At 42.9% G+C, this 19679-nt stretch carries 12 protein-coding genes and 1 other RNA gene; 7 read left to right on the forward strand and 6 right to left on the reverse strand.

Features of this window, described 5'->3' with window-relative positions; genetic code table 11:
* Nucleotides 1-423: 423 nt before the first annotated feature.
* From RMZ42_RS26800 to RMZ42_RS26825, 6 genes are all read left to right on the forward strand, one after another.
* Nucleotides 424-7065, forward strand: a complete 6642-nt coding sequence (locus tag RMZ42_RS26800) for a HAMP domain-containing protein (protein WP_322674273.1) — start codon at nt 424-426, stop codon at nt 7063-7065.
* A 57-nt stretch (nt 7066-7122) separates the two neighbouring features.
* The gene (locus tag RMZ42_RS26805) at nt 7123-7863 is read left to right on the forward strand and encodes a cytochrome c biogenesis protein CcdA (RefSeq protein ID WP_322674274.1); all 741 of its coding nucleotides are present in this window, start codon (nt 7123-7125) and stop codon (nt 7861-7863) included.
* Between the two features lie 31 nt (nt 7864-7894).
* Nucleotides 7895-9295, forward strand: coding sequence for a cytochrome c biogenesis protein (locus tag RMZ42_RS26810; protein ID WP_322674275.1), 1401 nt, complete (start codon nt 7895-7897; stop codon nt 9293-9295).
* Nucleotides 9296-9523: 228 nt separating this feature from the next.
* Nucleotides 9524-10603 (forward strand): phosphate ABC transporter substrate-binding protein PstS, encoded by a 1080-nt coding sequence (gene pstS, locus RMZ42_RS26815; protein ID WP_322674276.1) that lies wholly within the window; start codon nt 9524-9526, stop codon nt 10601-10603.
* Between the two features lie 412 nt (nt 10604-11015).
* The gene (locus RMZ42_RS26820) at nt 11016-11612 is read left to right on the forward strand and encodes a hypothetical protein (protein ID WP_322674277.1); all 597 of its coding nucleotides are present in this window, start codon (nt 11016-11018) and stop codon (nt 11610-11612) included.
* A 292-nt stretch (nt 11613-11904) separates the two neighbouring features.
* On the forward strand, nt 11905-15201 hold the full coding sequence (locus tag RMZ42_RS26825) for a filamentous hemagglutinin N-terminal domain-containing protein (protein ID WP_322674278.1): 3297 nt from the start codon (nt 11905-11907) through the stop codon (nt 15199-15201).
* 420 nt (nt 15202-15621) lie between these two features.
* Here RMZ42_RS26825 and queF read toward each other — a convergent pair whose 3' ends face one another.
* The 5 genes from queF to RMZ42_RS26850 form a co-directional block, all read right to left on the reverse strand.
* Entirely contained in the window at nt 15622-16008 is a 387-nt protein-coding gene (queF, locus tag RMZ42_RS26830) for a preQ(1) synthase (protein WP_322674279.1), read from the reverse strand.
* Nucleotides 16009-16115: 107 nt separating this feature from the next.
* Complete coding sequence (locus tag RMZ42_RS26835) at nt 16116-16517, reverse strand: hypothetical protein (protein WP_194046692.1); 402 nt, start codon at nt 16515-16517, stop codon at nt 16116-16118.
* Between the two features lie 164 nt (nt 16518-16681).
* Nucleotides 16682-17068: a phasin family protein gene (locus RMZ42_RS26840; RefSeq protein ID WP_289795595.1), complete on the reverse strand. Its 387-nt coding sequence runs from the start codon at nt 17066-17068 to the stop codon at nt 16682-16684.
* A gap of 25 nt (nt 17069-17093) precedes the next feature.
* Nucleotides 17094-17190: signal recognition particle sRNA small type (ffs, locus tag RMZ42_RS26845), an RNA gene on the reverse strand.
* Nucleotides 17191-17227: 37 nt separating this feature from the next.
* Nucleotides 17228-17494: a YciI family protein gene (locus tag RMZ42_RS26850; protein WP_322674280.1), complete on the reverse strand. Its 267-nt coding sequence runs from the start codon at nt 17492-17494 to the stop codon at nt 17228-17230.
* A 214-nt stretch (nt 17495-17708) separates the two neighbouring features.
* Between RMZ42_RS26850 and RMZ42_RS26855 the strand changes: the two genes are divergently transcribed.
* Nucleotides 17709-18260 carry a 2'-5' RNA ligase family protein gene (locus tag RMZ42_RS26855; RefSeq protein WP_322674281.1) on the forward strand — a complete coding sequence of 184 codons (552 nt, stop codon included), beginning with the start codon at nt 17709-17711 and terminating at the stop codon, nt 18258-18260.
* A 49-nt stretch (nt 18261-18309) separates the two neighbouring features.
* Here RMZ42_RS26855 and RMZ42_RS26860 read toward each other — a convergent pair whose 3' ends face one another.
* Complete coding sequence (locus tag RMZ42_RS26860) at nt 18310-19611, reverse strand: response regulator (protein ID WP_322674282.1); 1302 nt, start codon at nt 19609-19611, stop codon at nt 18310-18312.
* Nucleotides 19612-19679 lie beyond the last annotated feature (68 nt).

The raw sequence follows: 19679 nt of genomic DNA on the forward strand, positions 1-19679 counted from the left end.
TTTTCTTTTAATCCTTTTATTCAGAATACTCGGAAAGTGACAGAAGAGGGATATCAGTTAGAATTTATTGATTTGCTGTTTTCCTCAAATTCCAAAAATCATAAAACGTACTGTTAATTATCATCGTCTGTTCTACGTGCGATCGCTTACTCGCCCAAGTTAGGCATCGCCGACAATTAATGCTGCATAACAGATTCCAACTAGCTATCATTAGCTAAGTGGTATGCCAGATATATCGACGGCAATACCATTTAGTTAGCAGTCTTTCTTAACTGCTTACACTCGCACCCATAAAAATTAGTTCGATCCATTTTCTATTCCCTGCTCTCTATTGTGATACGCATTGGCTAAAAGTACTCTAAATAAGTACGGGGTGCAAAAAATATAAAAAATTCCTCAAGATTCAAGATTAAGGATAAGGCTATGGCAACCGAACAGTTAACTAGAGACAGCGACAATCTAGATTTAAATCAACTACTAAGAACGCTGAATGCTGTTAAACAGGGTGACTTTTCTGCTCGGATGCCCATAGACCATACTGGTGTGGCGGGGAAAATAGCTGATACGCTCAATGATATTATTGACCAGAATGAGCGGATGGCGGCCGAACTACAACGGATTGGTAACGTTGTTGGCAAAGAAGGAAAAATTGCTGAACGCGCCTCTCTCGGAGATGTTCGTGGTTCTTGGTTAGATTGTGTTACTTCTGTCAATACTCTAATTACAGATTTAGTTCAACCAACAGCTGAAACTACGCGGGTAATTCGCTCAGTTGCTAATGGTGACTTATCGCAAACGATCGCTACAGAAATTGAAGGCAGACCTCTGCAAGGTGAGTTTCTCCAAACTGCGAATATCGTTAACACGATGGTAGATCGTCTCGGTTCTTTTGCCTCGGAAGTAACGCGGGTGGCGCGGGAAGTCGGAACCGAAGGAAAATTGGGCGTTCAAGCCGAAGTGCAAGGTGTAGCTGGCACTTGGAAAGATTTGACTGATAACGTTAACTTGATGGCGGGTAATCTCACCGGACAAGTTCGCAACATTGCCGAAGTTGCCACTGCGATCGCCAATGGTGACTTATCCAAGAAAATCACTGTCAATGTTAAAGGCGAAATTCTAGAACTAAAAAACACCGTCAACACGATGGTGGATCAGCTTAATTCTTTTGCATCGGAAGTTACTAGAGTTGCCCGTGAAGTGGGAACTGAAGGGAAGTTGGGCGTACAAGCCGAGGTTAAAGGAGTAGCAGGAACTTGGAAAGATTTAACCGATAACGTTAACTTGATGGCAGGAAATTTGACTGCCCAAGTGCGTAACATTGCCGAAGTCACCACGGCGGTAGCAAATGGCGACTTATCCAAGAAAATTACTGTTGATGTCAAAGGCGAAATTTTAGAGTTGAAGAACACCGTCAACATCATGGTGGATCAACTGAATTCCTTTGCAAGTGAAGTAACAAGAGTTGCGCGTGAGGTGGGTGCAGAAGGAAAATTAGGCGGTCAAGCAGAAGTCCGGGGGGTAGCGGGTACGTGGAAAGACTTGACCGATAGTGTGAATTTCATGGCGGGAAGCTTGACGGCACAAGTGCGAAATATTGCGGAAGTGACCACGGCGGTAGCAAATGGCGACTTATCCAAGAAAATCACTGTCGATGTCAAAGGCGAAATTCTGGAACTCAAAAATACCATTAATACAATGGTGGATCAACTAAATTCCTTTGCATCAGAAGTGACACGAGTTGCGCGGGAAGTGGGAACTGAAGGAAAGTTAGGCGTACAAGCAGAAGTCCGGGGAGTAGCGGGGACTTGGAAAGATTTAACCGACAACGTTAACTTAATGGCGGGTAATCTCACCGGACAGGTGCGAAATATTGCCGAAGTTGCCACTGCGATCGCCAATGGCGATTTATCGAAAAAAATCACCGTCGATGTTAAAGGTGAAATTCTGGAACTGAAGAACACCATCAATATAATGGTAGATCAGCTCAGTTCCTTTGCATCGGAAGTAACACGAGTTGCGCGTGAGGTGGGAAGTGAAGGTAAATTGGGCGTGCAAGCCGATGTGCGCGGTGTCGCGGGAACTTGGAAAGATTTAACCGATAGCGTAAACTTCATGGCGGGAAGTTTAACGGCACAGGTGCGAAATATTGCCGAAGTGACTACGGCGGTTGCAACAGGCGATTTATCCAAGAAAATCACCGTCGATGTCAAAGGTGAAATTCTGGAACTCAAAAACACCATTAACACAATGGTGGATCAATTGAATTCCTTTGCATCAGAAGTAACGAGGGTTGCGCGTGAAGTGGGAAGCGAGGGTAAACTGGGCGTGCAAGCAGAAGTACGCGGCGTAGCTGGCACTTGGAAAGATTTAACCGACAGCGTGAATTTCATGGCGGGAAGCTTAACGGCACAGGTGCGGAACATCGCCGAAGTAACTACGGCGGTTGCAACAGGCGACTTATCCAAGAAAATTACTGTTGATGTCAAAGGTGAAATTCTGGAGTTGAAAAACACCATTAACACAATGGTGGATCAACTCAGTTCCTTTGCATCAGAAGTAACAAGGGTAGCGCGTGAGGTGGGAACTGAAGGTAAATTGGGCGTACAAGCGGAAGTAAAAGACGTTGCCGGAACTTGGAAAGATTTAACCGACAGCGTAAACTTCATGGCGGGAAGCTTGACGGCACAAGTGCGGAACATTGCCGAAGTGACAACTGCGATCGCCAATGGTGACTTATCGAAGAAAATTACTGTTGCCGTCAAAGGCGAAATTCTGGAACTCAAGAATACCATCAATATAATGGTGGATCAACTCAACTCCTTTGCCAGTGAAGTAACGCGGGTGGCGCGGGAAGTGGGAAGCGAAGGTAAACTAGGCGTACAAGCAGATGTGCGCGGCGTCGCTGGAACTTGGAAAGATTTAACCGACAGCGTCAACTTCATGGCGGGAAGTTTAACGGCACAGGTGCGAAATATTGCTACAGTCACCACTGCGGTGGCAAATGGCGACTTATCTAAAAAAATCTCCGTTGATGTCAAAGGTGAAATTTTGGAACTCAAAAACACCATTAATACGATGGTGGATCAACTCAATTCCTTTGCATCGGAAGTAACGCGGGTGGCGCGGGAGGTAGGAACCGAGGGTAAATTGGGCGTACAAGCAGAAGTTAAAGGAGTGGCAGGTACTTGGAAAGACTTGACCGAAAGTGTAAACTTCATGGCGGGAAGCTTGACGGCACAGGTGCGGAACATTGCCGAAGTTACCACGGCGGTAGCGAATGGCGACTTATCCAAGAAAATCACCGTTGATGTCAAAGGTGAAATCCAGGAACTCAAAAACACCATCAACACAATGGTGGATCAACTAAATTCTTTTGCATCAGAAGTTACCAGAGTTGCCCGTGAGGTGGGAACCGAAGGTAAATTGGGCGTGCAAGCTTACGTCAGAGGAGTTGCAGGTACTTGGAAAGATTTAACAGACAACGTTAACTCGATGGCAGGGAACCTCACCGGACAAGTTCGCAACATCGCGGAAGTTACCAAGGCGGTAGCTAATGGCGACTTATCCAAGAAAATTACCGTCGATGCCAAAGGCGAAATTTTAGACTTGAAGAACACCACCAATACAATGGTGGATCAACTCAGTTCCTTTGCATCAGAAGTAACGCGGGTAGCGCGGGAAGTGGGAACTGAAGGGAAGTTAGGCGGACAAGCGCAAGTCCAAGGTGTTGCAGGGACTTGGAAGGATTTAACAGATAACGTTAACTCGATGGCGGGGAACTTAACGGCACAAGTGCGCGGTATCGCCAGAGTTGTAACCGCAGTTGCGAACGGTGACTTGAAACGGAAGCTAATGTTAGATGCCAAAGGAGAAATTGAAACCTTGGCAGAGACAATCAACGAGATGATTGATACCTTAGCAACATTTGCCAATCAGGTAACTACAGTAGCGCGGGAAGTGGGAATTGAAGGGAAGTTAGGCGGACAAGCGAGAGTACCTGGTGCGGCTGGAACTTGGAAAGATTTGACGGATAATGTGAACGAACTTGCTGCTACACTGACAACTCAGTTGCGAGCGATCGCCGAAGTTGCTACAGCTGTAACTAAAGGCGATTTAACTCGTTCAATTGCCGTCGAAGCATTAGGGGAAGTAGCGATACTCAAAGACAACATCAACCAGATGATTGCTAATCTGCGCGAAACAACGCAGAAAAACACTGAGCAAGACTGGTTGAAAACTAACTTAGCCAAGTTTACCCGAATGCTGCAAGGGCAGCGCGACTTGGAAACCGTATCTAAACTAATTCTCTCAGAACTAGCGCCCTTAGTAGGAGCGCAACACGGCGTATTCTTCCTGATGGAGTCTGCTGAACATACACCCTATTTGAAACTAATCAGTAGCTACGCTTACCGCGAACGCAGACATCTAGCTAACCGCTTCCACTTGGGTGAAGGTTTGGTGGGACAATGCGCTTTAGAAAAAGAGCGAATACTGCTAACGGATGTACCCAGTGATTATGTCAGAATTGCCTCTGGTTTAGGAGAAGCCACGCCCCTGAATGCCGTGGTGTTACCTGTACTTTTTGAAGGACAAGTGACAGCAGTCATCGAATTAGCATCCTTCCGCCGCTTTAGCGAAATTCATCTGACATTCTTCGACCAGCTTACCGAAAGTATAGCGATCGTCCTCAACACGATCGCCGCATCAATGCGAACTGAAGAATTACTCAAGCAATCGCAATCTTTGGCTGAAGAACTCCAAACCCAGCAAAGCGAACTCAGGGAAACTAACAAGCGCTTAGAACAACAAGCACAATCACTCAAAACTTCAGAAGATTTACTCAGAGGACAGCAGGAGGAATTACAACAAACTAACGCCGAATTAGAAGAAAAGGCAGAGTTGTTGGCGATGCAGAAGAAAGAAGTCGAGCGCAAAAATCGAGAAATCGAACAAGCAAGAATGTCTTTAGAAGACAAAGCTGAACAACTCGCCCTTTCTTCAAAATACAAATCAGAATTTCTCGCCAATATGTCCCACGAACTGCGGACACCGTTGAACAGCTTGTTGATTTTGGCGAAATTGTTGTCAGATAACATCGATCGCAACCTTACCGCCAAACAAGTCGAATACAGCCAGACAATTTACTCAGCCGGTACCGATTTGTTGGCATTAATCAATGACATTCTCGATCTCGCCAAGATTGAATCGGGAACTATGTCAATTGACATAACTCAAATGCCATTGACAGAATTGGGCGATCAGATTGAGCGCACCTTCCGACAAATCGCTCAGAGCAAAGGACTTGGTTTCGCAATTGAATTGGCTCCCGAATTGCCCACAACCATCTATACAGATGTCAAACGCTTACAACAAGTCTTAAAAAATCTCCTCTCCAATGCTTTTAAATTTACAGAAAAAGGAGAAGTACGCTTACAGATTGCAGTGGCGAAGCAAGGATGGAGCAAAGACCAAGAAAGTTTGAATCGCGCTCAAAATGTCATCGCCTTCTCAGTTAGCGATACAGGCATTGGCATTGCTCCCGACAAGCAAAAAGTTATTTTCGAGGCATTTCAGCAAGCCGATGGCTCTACCAGTCGGAGATACGGCGGCACCGGATTGGGCTTATCAATTAGCCGTGAAATCGCCCGTCTCTTTGGCGGCGAAATTAAACTAATCAGTCAACCCGGCCAAGGCAGCACCTTTACATTCTACTTCCCACAATTGAGTCCAGAGTTCCGAGTTCCGAGTCCTGAGCCAACATCAACTCAATCCAGCACAGACACAATTAATCGCGTCTCTACCCACTCCTCACTCCTCACTACTTCGGCTTCGCTCAGTACAAGTCCTCACTCACCACTGATTAATGACGATCGCACTACTATCGGTGTAGGCGATCGCGTGTTACTAATTGTTGAGGATGACGTTAATTTTGCGCGTATCCTGCTAGAGATGGCACAACAGCAAGGATTCAAGGCGATCGCTGCCCAAACAGGTACTACAGGTTTGATGCTAGCGCAGCAATTCTTACCTTCAGCCATTTTGCTAGATATCAGGTTGCCAGAAATGGATGGTTGGACTGTATTAGATCGTCTCAAACATGACCCAAATACCCGCCACATTCCTGTACATATCATGACCGTTGAGGAAGGAAGACAACGCGGTTTGCAATTAGGTGCGATCGCATATCTGCAAAAGCCCTTAACCAGCGAGACAATATCCGAGGCGTTGACCAAAATTAAAGGTTTTGTTGAGCGCCAAGTGAAAAATTTGCTAGTAGTCGAAGACGACGACACTCAACGGCTGAGTATTGTTGAGTTGATTGGTAATAGCGATGTTTCTACCACAGCAGTGGGCACTGGTGCAGCAGCTTTAGAAGCTATTCGCGCCCAGCATTTTGATTGCCTGGTTCTCGATTTAGGGCTACCCGATATGACTGGGTTTGAACTGATCGAACAAATAAAGCTTCTACCTCACGGTAAAACTTTACCAATTATTGTCTACACAGGTAGAGAAATTAGCAAAGCTCAAGAAACGGAACTCAGACGAATTGCCGAAACAATCATCATTAAAGATGTGCGATCGCCCGAACGTCTCCTCGATGAAACAGCATTATTTTTACACCGAGTTCAAGCAAATTTACCAGCACCCAAACGAGAAATACTCGAACAACTGCATTCCATAGACTACTTACTCGCTGGCAAAAAAGCGCTAATTGTAGACGACGATATGCGTAATATCTTTGCGCTGACAAGTATGCTGGAGCGTTATCAAATCCAGGTTTTATATGCTGAAAACGGCAGAGAGGGGATTACCCTGTTGGAAACTACACCAGATATTGATGTTGTTTTGATGGACGTAATGATGCCAGAAATGGACGGTTACGAAACAACACGCTTAATCCGCCAAAACGAGCAATTTAAATCTTTGCCGATTATTGCACTGACCGCTAAAGCCATGCAAGGCGATCGCGAGAAGTGTATTGAAGCGGGCGCATCAGATTACATCACCAAACCCGTAGATACTGAACAATTGCTGTCGCTATTGCGTGTTTGGCTATATCGTTAACGGAATAACTAAGCTACAATTCAAGCAGAGTAAGCATTTCCCGCTCAGAGACTCCCCATGTTTGATAACCTGCAAACCCAAATTTACCAACTAGAACAATTTGCCAATAGCCTCGTTTCTAACCAACTGACACACCTTAGCGGGGTAAGCGTTGGCATCATCTTTGTCGCTGGCTTGCTTACCAGTCTTACACCCTGTATGCTTTCGATGCTGCCAATTACCATTGGTTACATCGGTGGTTATGAAGCCAAAAGCCGCTTGCAAGCAGCTGCCCAATCAACTTGGTTTGCTTTAGGTTTAGCAACTACACTAGCAGGGCTAGGCATCATAGCAGGTTTAGTTGGAAAAGTCTATGGTCAAGTGGGAATTGGTTTGCCGATTATCGTCAGCATTATCGCCATTCTCATGGGGCTGAACTTATTAGAAGCACTGCCTCTACAATTTCCATCCTTGAATGAAACCAATTGGATTTCGCCAGATTTGCCAGCAGGATTGCGTTCTTATTTGCTGGGGCTGACTTTCGGTTTAGTCGCATCCCCTTGTAGCACTCCTGTTTTAGCGAGCTTGTTAAGTTGGATTGCTAGTACACAAGACTTAATTTTAGGCGCTGTTTTGCTACTTTCTTATACAGCCGGTTATGTAGCACCGTTGATTTTGGCGGGTACTTTTACAGCTTCAATTAAAAAATTACTAGAATTGCGTCGCTGGTCTGGCTGGATTAACCCAGTTAGTGGGGCACTATTGGTAGGATTCGGTGTATTTTCCTTAATTTCTCGGATTCCCCTTGGCAGTTTTTAATATCAATACGTTGTATTAGATTTTATACCTAATGACTTTAGAAGATTCAGCGTCCAAAGAAATAAAATGGTGGGCATTACCTGGGCAGTTCTTACGCCAAGAGCTTTTGCCCGTACTGACTAACTTAAAATTAGCGATCGCACTACTGCTATTGATTGCCATCTTTAGCTCTACTGGTACTGTTATTGAGCAAGGTCAATCACCCGCATTTTACCAAGCCAATTACCCAGAACATCCAGCCTTATTTGGTTTCTTAACTTGGAAAGTAATTCAAGTAGTTGGATTAGACCACGTATATCGTACCTGGTGGTTTCTGGCATTACTGATCTTATTTGGCACAAGTTTAACTGCTTGTTCATTTACCCGTCAGTTACCAGCCTTAAAAGCTGCCCAGCGCTGGAAATATTACGAAGAACCACGACAATTTCAAAAATTAGCTTTAAGTGCAGAACTAGATACTGCTTCTCTAAATTCCCTCAGCGAAATCTTACAAAAACACCGCTATAAAATTTTTCCAAATCAAGAAAAAGCAAATCTTCTTTACGCCCGCAAAGGAATAGTCGGACGCATCGGCCCAATTATTGTTCATATTGGGATCGTTGCTATTTTGCTAGGGGGAATTTGGGGGGCGATGACTGGGTTTTTGGCTCAGGAAATGGTTGCCAGTGGCGATACATTTCAAGTGACAAATATTGTCGATGCTGGGCCTTTAGCCGCAGCGCAAGTCCCGAAAGATTGGTCTGTGCGCGTCAATCGTTTTTGGATTGACTACACTCCATCTGGCGGCATCGATCAATTTTATTCCGATATGTCTGTCTTGAATAATCAGGGAGAGGAAGTTGACCATAAGAAGATTTTTGTCAACGAGCCTCTGCGCTATCATGGCGTAACTTTCTATCAAACTGATTGGGGAATTGCAGGTGTTCGCGTCCAATTTAACAACAGCCCGATTTTTCAGTTGCCGATGGCGCAATTGAACACCAACGGTAACGGACGCATTTGGGGAACCTGGGTTCCGACTAAACCAGATTTGAGCGAGGGTGTCTCTTTGTTAGCGAAAGACTTGCAAGGGATGGTATTAATTTATGATGCCACTGGCAAACTTGTTGATACAGTTCGTGCGGGGATGTTCACCGAAGTTAATGGCGTGAAGCTGAAAATTTTGGATGTAATTGGTAGCACCGGCTTGCAAATTAAAGCCGACCCAGGCATCCCAATTGTTTACACAGGGTTTGGCTTACTCATGCTGGGTGTGGTGATGAGTTACTTTTCACACTCGCAAATTTGGGCATTGCAAAAAGGCGATCGCTTATATATTGGTGGCAAAACTAATCGCGCCCAAGTTGCTTTTGAACAAGAAGTTTTAGAGATTTTAGATCGGCTGAGTTCACAGCCAAAAGGTGAAGAGAAAGAGGCAGCGATTGAAGTTTAAACACAAAAAGGCGCATTCGCATTAGCGTTCGCGACGTTAGGAGCGTCAGCGTCTCCCAGAGAAGGAAATCGCAGAGGAACGCAGACGCAGAAGATTACTTTGCGTACCTTTGCGTTAACCTCCGCGTCCCTTTGCGTTTCAAAATTATTTACAACTAATTACACCCACACGCCTACAAACATTGAAATTACTAGAGGTATTTATTAAACATTGGAACAAAAAATTTCTATGTCTGCCAAACTTCAATCTCAGGGACGGGTTTGCCTTCTACCTTTAATCGCTATCTTGTTGAGTATTGCTTCTTGCGCTGCCGAGCAAAAAAACATCAAGCGTGTTTCCCTTGTTGGTACTGGGGCAAGTTTTCCCGCACCTTTGTACGAGCGTTGGCTTTCAGATTACAACCAGCAAAATCCCAATATAGAAATTAACTATCAAGCTATCGGAAGCAGTGCTGGAGTGCAACAGCTCATCGACGGGACTGTAGATTTTGCAGCTAGTGATGTGGGAATTACAAGGGAACAAGCAGCCAAGGTAAAACGGGGAGTAATTGCTTTGCCAATAACTGCCGGTTCTATTGTGCTAGCTTATAACCTGACACCATCTATAGGGCAGTCGCCTCAAGTCAATGTGCCACCCACTCTCAGGCTACCACGCCAAGTTTACGTAGATATCTTTCTCGGAAAAATTAAGAATTGGAATCATCCTAGAATAGGTGCAGCTAATCCAGGTGTAAGTTTGCCCGATTTACCAATTCAAGTTGTAAATCGAACTGATGGTAGTGGAACTACAAGCGTATTTACGCAACACCTAAGCGCCATCAGCCCAGAATGGAAAAGCAAAATTGGGGCTGGTAAATCTGTAGCATGGCGAATAGGAATTGGTGGAAAGGGTAACGAAGGTGTTACCGCCCTGATTCAACAAATACCAGGAGCTATTGGCTATGTAGAATACATTTACGCCAAACAAAATAAGCTTCCTGTGGCTGCTTTAGAAAATAAATCTGGTAATTATATTACGCCGACACCAGAATCTGTAGCACAAACTTTAGAGGCAGTAAAATTACCAGGTGATAATTTGATTGCTTTTATCACCGATCCTACAGGTACCCAGTCTTATCCCATCGTCACTTACAGCTGGCTTTTAACTTATCACCAATATCCAAACCGAGTTAAAGCTCAAGCACTGAAAAACTTTGTAAATTGGGCTGTGATTGACGGGCAAAAATCCAGTTTGGAACTTGGATATATTCCTTTATCAAAAAAAGTTGTGCTGCAAGTGCAATCTGCCGTCAAGAAAATTGCTGAATAAATATAGCAGTTCTCCTGTGGATGCAACATAGACTAAATGGTTGAAAAAGAGGCAAGGGAGCAGGGGAGATAGTTCAGATATTGCGTTTAGTTATAAACTTTGTAAAGAATAAGAAATTTTTTAGCAACCCAATAATCATTGCAGTTTTATTATGAAATAGGAAACAGCTAATAACTTTATTCCTAGTTGACTGAAGTTTAGTGCTGTTATTTGGTGGAGGGTGCAATGTCCGGTGATTTGGATTTTGCTCCTTAGAGTGCTTTGGCTAGGAATTGTGCGCTTGCTCAATTAACTTCAGATAGCGGTTTTTCCAATATTTATAAGCTTCTAACTTAATGGAAGTAACTGCCAGACCCTGACCAAATAGTACTTTTTTGATTGATATTCCCATTATTATCTGGAGGCTATTGCTATGTTCAATGAACAAGCTTACTTGCTAGCATACCCTGATGTAGCGGCGGCTGTTAATGCTGGCTCTTTTACCTCAGGACTACAACACTATGAACAGTTTGGACAATTTGAGAACGATCGCTTTGGCTTTTTTTTTGGAACCAACGGGAATGACACCGTAACTGGCTTTGGTGAAGGTAACAAACTCATTGCTGGACTTGGTTTTGACGTTTTATCAAATGGAGCAACAGTTGCAGGAGTCGGTCAGATCGATACCCTAATTGGCACCCAAGCACAAGATGTATTCCTCCTTGGCCATCCTACATTGTCTTCATTAACCTCCACGCCTCAACAATTTTACGTTGGTGGCGGTAATACAGATTATGCTCTAATCCAGAACTTTGAGCCAGGCATTGACAAGATTGTGCTAGAAGGAGCAGCACAGAACTACACGACTCAAGTAATAAACGGAAGTTTAAACATCTCTACATTATCGGGAGACTTAGTTGGTATTGTGGAGGGGGTTACTTTTTTAAGACAGGTTCCGGGTGATTTTATTGACATTACACAATTCAACATTCCATTTAATGCTATTGGACAGTTTTCTGTTTTTTTGTAATGCAATGTACGACTTCCTTTGCGACGAGATTGTCAAACTGTAACAGTTTTTGAGTATTACAATGCTCTTCGCTTCCTCCAATACCGAAGCAAAGCCAGCTTAACACAACAAGGTTGGGCGGCATGTGCCTAATCGCAGAATGACTTCCAGGATGGAGTAACACGAACCATCGCATCACGATTATTCGTAACATATCATGAGTAATTCAGCAGTGTTAGCTCCTCATTTATCCTTAGTGCTAATCATCTGTAGTTCACTAAGTGTTGTTGCTTTATGGAGTTAAGTTTACTGAATGTTTATTAGCTGGAAAGATTGGAACTGGTTGTTGGCGTTAGGGAGTTTGTTAATTATTGATGGTGCAATCTCAGCCTCTATCAATTGTGCTCTTGCCCAACCCATAGCTGATGATACCTTAGCTAAAAATTCTATTGTTAAACCTAGTATCATTCCGTTAAACAAAGATGTATCTAGTATCCTGATCGATGGTGGAGTCACTAGAGGAGCTAATCTTTTGCATAGTTTTAAGGAATTTAATATTGGAGAAAAAGAAGGAGTTTATTTCATTAATCCTATCGGCATTAAGAACATTTTGAGTCGAGTTACAGGAGATAAAGGCTCTGAAATTCTAGGAACTCTGGGAGTATTGGGCAATGCTAACCTGTTTTTGATTAATCCCAATGGGATCATCTTTGGGCCAAATGCCAGCCTGAGTCTCAACGGTTCGTTTGTAGGAACAACAGCAAATGCCATCGGGTTGGCTAATGGTGACATTTTCAGTGCAAATCCGCTTAAAAACCTGCCAACCGGACTGTTGAATGTAAATCCTTCTGCATTTTTTTTCAATCAAATTGCTGCCCCAATTCAAAATAACTCAGCTAACCTAAAGGTCAAAAATAATCGTAGTTTGCTGCTAATGGGTGGCAACGTGAGAATAGATGGTGGCTCCTTGAATGCCTTTGGTGGGCGAGTGGAGTTAGGAGGATTAGCACAAGAGGGGACAGTTGATCTCAATATCAGTGATGATAATTTCAGCTTAAATTTTCCGGCTAACATAGCGCCAGCAGATGTGTCGCTCACCAATGGCGCTGAAGTTAATGTCGCGTCTAACGGTGGCGGTAGTATTGCTATCCACGCTCAGAATATAGATATTTTAGACAGAAGTAGCCTGCGTGCTGGCATCAGCCTACTTGCAGGTATCGATGACGCTCAAGCAGGAGATATTATGCTTAGTGCAAAAGGAGCATTAACGGTAAAAAATAGCTTTGTTTACAATGCTGTTTTTGATAGGGGGAATGGCGGTAATTTACTTGTTGACACAGGAAAATTGATTATTCAAGATGGAATAGTAGCGACTGCTACTACTTCTAGTGGTAGTGCTGGGAATCTAGTTGTGAAAGCCTCTGACTCAATAGAACTAACTGGCAGTTCCTCATCAAACGGTACAATTGACATCAATGTTCCGATTAATTCCGCCGATAATTCTTCCAATTTTCCTGTTCCAATTGGCTTGTTTTCCGCTTCCTTGGATGTCAAGAATCTTCTTGCCCAGAATCTTCGTAATGCTCCTCCTTATTTAAAAAATTTTATAATTTCTTCTCTACCTACTGCAAGTGGAAATGCCGGAAACCTGACCATTGAAACTGGGCGGTTAATTGTCTCTAATGGGGCAGTAGTATCGGCAGGGAGTACTACCCCAGGGCGAGCCGGAAATTTATTCGTGAACGCAAAAGACTCTATAGAACTTAGTGGCACCTCAGCTAATGATGCTTCTCAAGGACTAGGACTGTTCACCATAGGCAGTAGAGTTCCCAGTGGATTGCGTAATGAAACTACAGGTTTGGGGCAAGGAGGCGACTTGACTATTGATACTGAAAGATTAATTGTCCGTGATGGGGCTTGGGTGACAGCAGGTACTGCTGGAGAGAAGCCAGGAGGAAAATTAACTGTGAATGCTTCAAAGTTAGTAGAAATAAAAGGCATCGGCAGAGACAATAATATTCCTAGCGTCTTAGCTAGTGGAACACAGGGATCTGGAAAATCGGGCGGCATGGCTATTACTACTAAAAAGTTAATAGTCAGTGATGGGGGAATCATCTCATCGGGTACTTCTAGCTTGGGAAAAGGCGGAGATTTAACTATCAACGCCTCCGAATCTGTAGAACTCCTCGGCACCTCAAAGCAAGGAGTGTCCGCCGATGTCTTAAGGCAACTAATTGGAATTAGTGGAGGCTTAGTCTCTAACGTCGTAAAGGATCGTCCGTTTCCTAGTGGTATAATTACAGGGACTACAGGTCAAGGAAATGCTGGAAATTTGATAATTAAGACTGGACAGTTGTTTATCCAAGATGGGGCACAAGCATCAGTTTCAACAACCAGTGTAGAGAAAGGGAATGCGGGTTCCTTGACTGTTAATGCCACTTCTATAAAACTGAGTGGAACTTCACTTGAAGGCTCCAACCTCAATGATGTTGTGGGTCGGAGCCTGTTAACGACTGCTACCAGCAAAGACTCAACAGGAAAAGGCGGCGATATTAATTTATACACCAACTCCTTAGAAATCATCGATGGTGCTGCACTGACAGCTAGTACTTCAGGGCAAGGAGATGCAGGTAAAATAACTGTTAATGCTACTGATAAAGTAATAATTAGTGGTAGTAATTTTAATTATGATGACCTAGTTAATAACTTTAGCGATCGGGTAGAAAATATCGGCGTTAGCAGTGGCTTATTTGTCAGTTCTACTGGTTCAGGAACCGCAGGTGACATCGAAATCAACTCACCTAAAATTATTTTAGACAACCAAGGTAAACTCAACGCCGAATCTGCATCCGGTAACGGCGGTAATATCAACATCAATAGCGACTTACTTTTACTCCGTCGCAACAGTCAAATCTCCACCAACGCAGGTACAGACAAATTAGGTGGCAATGGCGGTAACATCATTATCAATAACCTCCCAAATTACCAAGGCTTTATCGTTGCAGTTCCCAACGAAAATAGCGATATCACTGCCAACGCCTTTGAGGGTAGCGGCGGGAAAGTTATTATCAACTCTGCTGGCATCTTTGGGCTACAGCCGCGCAGTCGGCAAGAGCTTGAGCAGCAGTTGCATACAACCGACCCGAACAAGCTAAATCCTAGTCAGTTGCTAACAAGTGACATCACTGCCATCTCCCAAAGCAAGCCTTCCTTAAATGGTGAGATAAATCTCAACACACCTGATACTGACCCTAGTCGCGGCTTAATTCAACTACCCTCTAACCTCGTCGATGCATCCCAACAAATCGCTCAAGGCTGCACTCCCAGAGGACGACAAACCGCCAGTCGTTTTATTGCCACAGGACGCGGTGGATTACCCCTTAGCCCCAACGAGCCTCTGCGGGGACGAGCAGTAATTACTGGTTGGGTAGATTTGCCCCCACAAGCAACACAGAGAGTCACGGATAAATTATCTACATCTGTTACTAAATCTACTAATCAGATTGTGGAGGCTCAAGGATGGATTGTTGATGGTAAAGGTGATGTTATTCTTGTGGCTCAATATCCCCAAAGTTCTTCTATTCCCTCTCCTATGTCCTGTAGTCGATGATTCATTATCCCAAGAGTAGGGGGAACAATTCCTATGAAACCTAAGAGTCATAAAAGTAACAAGTGGCCAAGAATGTGTAAAGGATGCTTTGAACCCACATTCCGCACCCCAACTGTCACAGAACATCAACAAAATGTAAATAAAATAGTACAAGAAAACTAATAAGAACGAATATTTAAATTGAAGCTAAGGGAGAAAAAGGAGATTACAGTACAAAACGTGTAAAATTTAACTCTAATCGCTTTAGTTAACTTGACGTTACATACTTGTAAATTTTGCCGCCCACTTACTTATATATATCCTGTCCGGTTAATCAACCTTCCTTCAAAAATATTTCTAGTCAGGATTTCAGTCCTGATTTTGTATCACGTAGCGTCTTGTAAAAAGGACTAAAGTCCTCTCTAAAAGCCAAAGGTTTCATTATGGGTACTTGTGATGACGCACTTCAATCACAGTATGTACATTGCCGCGAGGCGTAAAATCTGCTTTCACAATGACTTCCAACGGATCGCAAGCAGCTACAAAATCATCTAAAATTTGATTGGCAGATTCTTCGTGGGAAATGTAGCGATCGCGGTAACTATTAATATAAAGTTTGAGTGCCTTTAATTCCACTACCCGTTCATCAGGCACATAGCTAACATAAATTGTCGCAAAGTCAGGATAACCGGAAAATGGACATTTACAAGTAAATTCCGGCAAAGTAATGTTAATGTCATATCGCCTACCCACACGCGGATTGGGAAAGGTAATTAGTTTACCTTCGGCAATGTCGCGTTCGCCATACTTCATTTCTTGGTTTGTCATTTGTCATTTGTCATTTGTCATTAGTTATTCTACTTATCTTTACGTCCTTTTAGTAATTTTGTAGCTTGTTAACTCCTAACTCCAAACTCCAAACTCCTAACTCCCCCTCAATACTCTTCCTTCTCCCAGTCTGGACAATTCTCATCTTCGCACCCGTGGGGATGCATAGCACAAACTAATAAATTACCACCATAAACTTGACCGTGGTAATGACTACAACCAATACAGGCAGGATTTTTTTCAGATGTAGGTTCAACTGAATAAGGAAAACCCGGATCTACATCTGCTACCATGTCTTCCAGTTCCCAGTAAGCTTCTAACATCGGTTCAGCCAAATCCTGTAGATACTGATCGACTTCAGTAACAATATTATTATGTACTTGCTCGCTGACTTCTTCCGTTAGCTCAAAAAATGCGTCTACCACTTCACTCATTCCCAGGAAGAAGCGCTCTACTTCATCAGCTACTGTTTCGACGATTTCTACTAAATCTTTTTGCCACTGTTCCATAAACTTGACACCTTTGCAGGCTATAAACAGGACGCTTTGTGCTATCTGGCTTGACGCACTAAAATACACACTAGGCAATGTATCTTATCAAGTTTTTATCCAAAGTGTCATGTCAAAATGCCACTTATTAGTTATATTTATTGCGCTCAAAGAATGAATGCTTTTTATCGATCGCGTTGCAATCGTTTTAACTCATCTTGCAGTTTTAGCACTTCATCGCGCAATTTATCTACATTCTCATCATTTGACGCCTCTTTGACCGTTGGCTCTTCATCTTCCTCTAAAATTTCAATGCGGCGAGGTTGAGAAGGGGGCGTTTCTGGTGAGGTTTCAACAGATGGTTGGGCTTGTTGGGCTTGCTTCATCATGTCCTCAACGAAGCGGCGGGCTTCTTCTGTGTTCATTTCGCCCTTTGCCACCATTTCATCTGCCAGTTTTTGGACTTGCGATCGCACTTCGGCTAATTTTCCCCCTGCTTTCTCACCCGCGTAAGAAGCTAATCCAACACCGAGGTAAAAAGCTTTTTGAACAATATCTCCAAAACCAGGCATGGTTGCTGACCGCTCCTAAAAATAGGGCGACCCGGAGACTACGCCTACCACAAGCCTCCCGTGTTGCTGCTACCTTCCGGTTCTGACAAGATTTGGGTGTTGCGATCGCATAGATCCAGGTCTTATATAAACATAACATGAAAATTCAGTAAGTGTGTGTCATTCCATAACAATTCGCCATTCATAAAGCTGATAGTTGACGCAACCGTGTTTTACCAAGGGGTCATCAGCTACAATCGCTTCTGCTTCCTCCTTTGAGGCTGCCTCAAACAGTAACATTCCGCCTCTTTGCTCTACCCAATAGCCTGTTCGCGCTTTGTGTCCTTTAGTAATTAATTCCCGAATGTAGGCTTTGTGAGCAGGTACATATTGGTCAAAGGTAGATTTATCGACTTTCCCTTCTTCAATTTTTACAAACCACGGCATTGGCTTCTTAACTCCAGTTACAACAGACAGCTTACGTAAAGTACCCAGTGCTGATTCAGAGTATCAAATACAATAAATTTTAAGTGAAGTGCGCTATAGCTTTAGCCTAACGCACCGCTATATCTGTAATATCCTTTGAGCGTTTGCCGTTCAATACTCAACAGCAATGATTGATTTCATAATCCAAAATCTCAAATCCAAAATCTAAAATTGAATGAGCCGTTTTTTTGTTGCCCTCCTACCACCGCAAGATATTCAAGACTACGCCAACGAGATTAAGCAGTATTTTGCCTCACGCTATGCTAGTAGCGGGGCGCTAAAGTCTCCGCCTCATATTACCCTGCAACCGCCCTTTGAATGGACAGATGCTAACTTGCCACTATTAGAAGCATCCTTGAAACAGTTTGCCGATGGACAACAGCCAGTAGCAATTACACTTAAAGGGTTTGATGCTTTTGTACCTCGTGTCATATACATTAATGTCGTCAAAAGTCAAAGACTTTTAAATTTGCAAGCTGATTTAATGGCTTATACAGAAAGCAACTTGGGAATTGTTGATAAAGTTTCAAAAACCCGCCCTTTTTCCCCCCATTTAACGGTTGCATTTCGGGATTTAACAAAGCAGAATTTTAAAGCTGCTTGGCCAGAATTTGAAAATCGTCAGTTGCATTTTGAGTTTACTGCTGACAAATTAACCTTGCTGCTTCACGACGGGAAGCGCTGGAATATTAAACGAGAGTTTGCTTTTTTCTCTGGTAGTAATTGAGCTTGCAACTGATAATTCAGCCAATGTGGGTAGAATTTGGGATTCTAATTTATCGAATAGGTAATTCAATTACAAACTCGGTACCCTCTCCTTGTGTTGAATGGCAATTTAGCTTCCCGTGATGATTGTTAACTACAATTTGGTAAGCAATAGATAAACCTAGTCCTGTTCCTTTACCAATGACTTTTGTAGTGTAAAAAGCATCGAATATCTTTGTCCGGTTTGCTTCACTGATTCCTGAGCCATTGTCTGCTATTTTGAGAATAACTCGCTCTCCAATTGCTTCAGTTTTAATCCAAATCATCCCAATATGTCGAAAGTTTTCATCAAAATATTGATTGTTTTGGATTTCTTCAATTGCATCGATACTATTACCAATCAAATTCATAAAAACCTGATTTAGTTCGCCTAGATAGCACTCAACAAGTGGTAATTCTCCATATTCTTTGATTAATTTAATTGCTGGACGATGACCATTTGCTTTAAGTCGATGTCCAAGAATGAGTAGTGTAGTTTCTAAACCTTCATGGAGGTTAGCCAGTTTTTTACCTGCTTCTCCGTGTCGAGAGAATTTATTCAACGATGACACAATTTCTGTAACGCGATCTGTACCCAGTTGCATAGATTGAATAATTTTGGATAAATCATTTAACAAATAATTGATATCTTTTGTTTTAATAGCATTTTGAATTTCATCTGGGGGATCGGGTAGATACTTCTGATATAGTTCGAGTAAATTAACAACCTCTTGGAAATACTCTTCAATAAAATTCAAGTTACCAGCGATAAAATTTATGGGATTATTTACTTCATGGGCAATTCCTGCTGTCATTTGACCCAAGGTTGCGACCTTTTCTGCTTGAATCAGTTGGGTTTGAATCTGTTGTAATTCGGCGTTTTTGTCAATCAAGGTTTTAGTCAAATTTTTCAGATTCAGTTGATGTTCTATTCGCACCAAGACCTCTTCATACTGAAAAGGTTTAGTAATATAATCTACGGCGCCTAATTGCAATCCTTTAACCTTGTCAGCAGTATCTGAAAGAGCAGTCATAAAAATGATCGGAATATCCCGGACACGAGGATTGCTTTCACTTTTGAGGTATTTACAAGTTTCAAATCCATCGATACCCGGCATCATGATATCAAGCAAGATTAAATCAGGTAAATTATCATTATCTAATCTCTGAATGGCTTTTTCACCACTGCGCGCTGCCCAAACTTCAAAGCTAGACTGATCCAAAAAGCTCGATAAAACTTGTAAGTTAGCAGGGTTATCGTCCACGACTAAAATAATTCCTCTGCTCGGATCGCTATTTAGGGAATTTTTTTGATCGCCTATAGTTACTGTCATAAAATTTCTATCCTATATTGATTCACGTTGCTTCTTTGCAAAACGCTAAAAAAGAACACTCCTAATTC

The sequence above is a fragment of the Nostoc sp. DedQUE05 genome (assembly GCF_034530955.1).
Taxonomy (GTDB): Bacteria; Cyanobacteriota; Cyanobacteriia; order Cyanobacteriales; family Nostocaceae; genus Nostoc.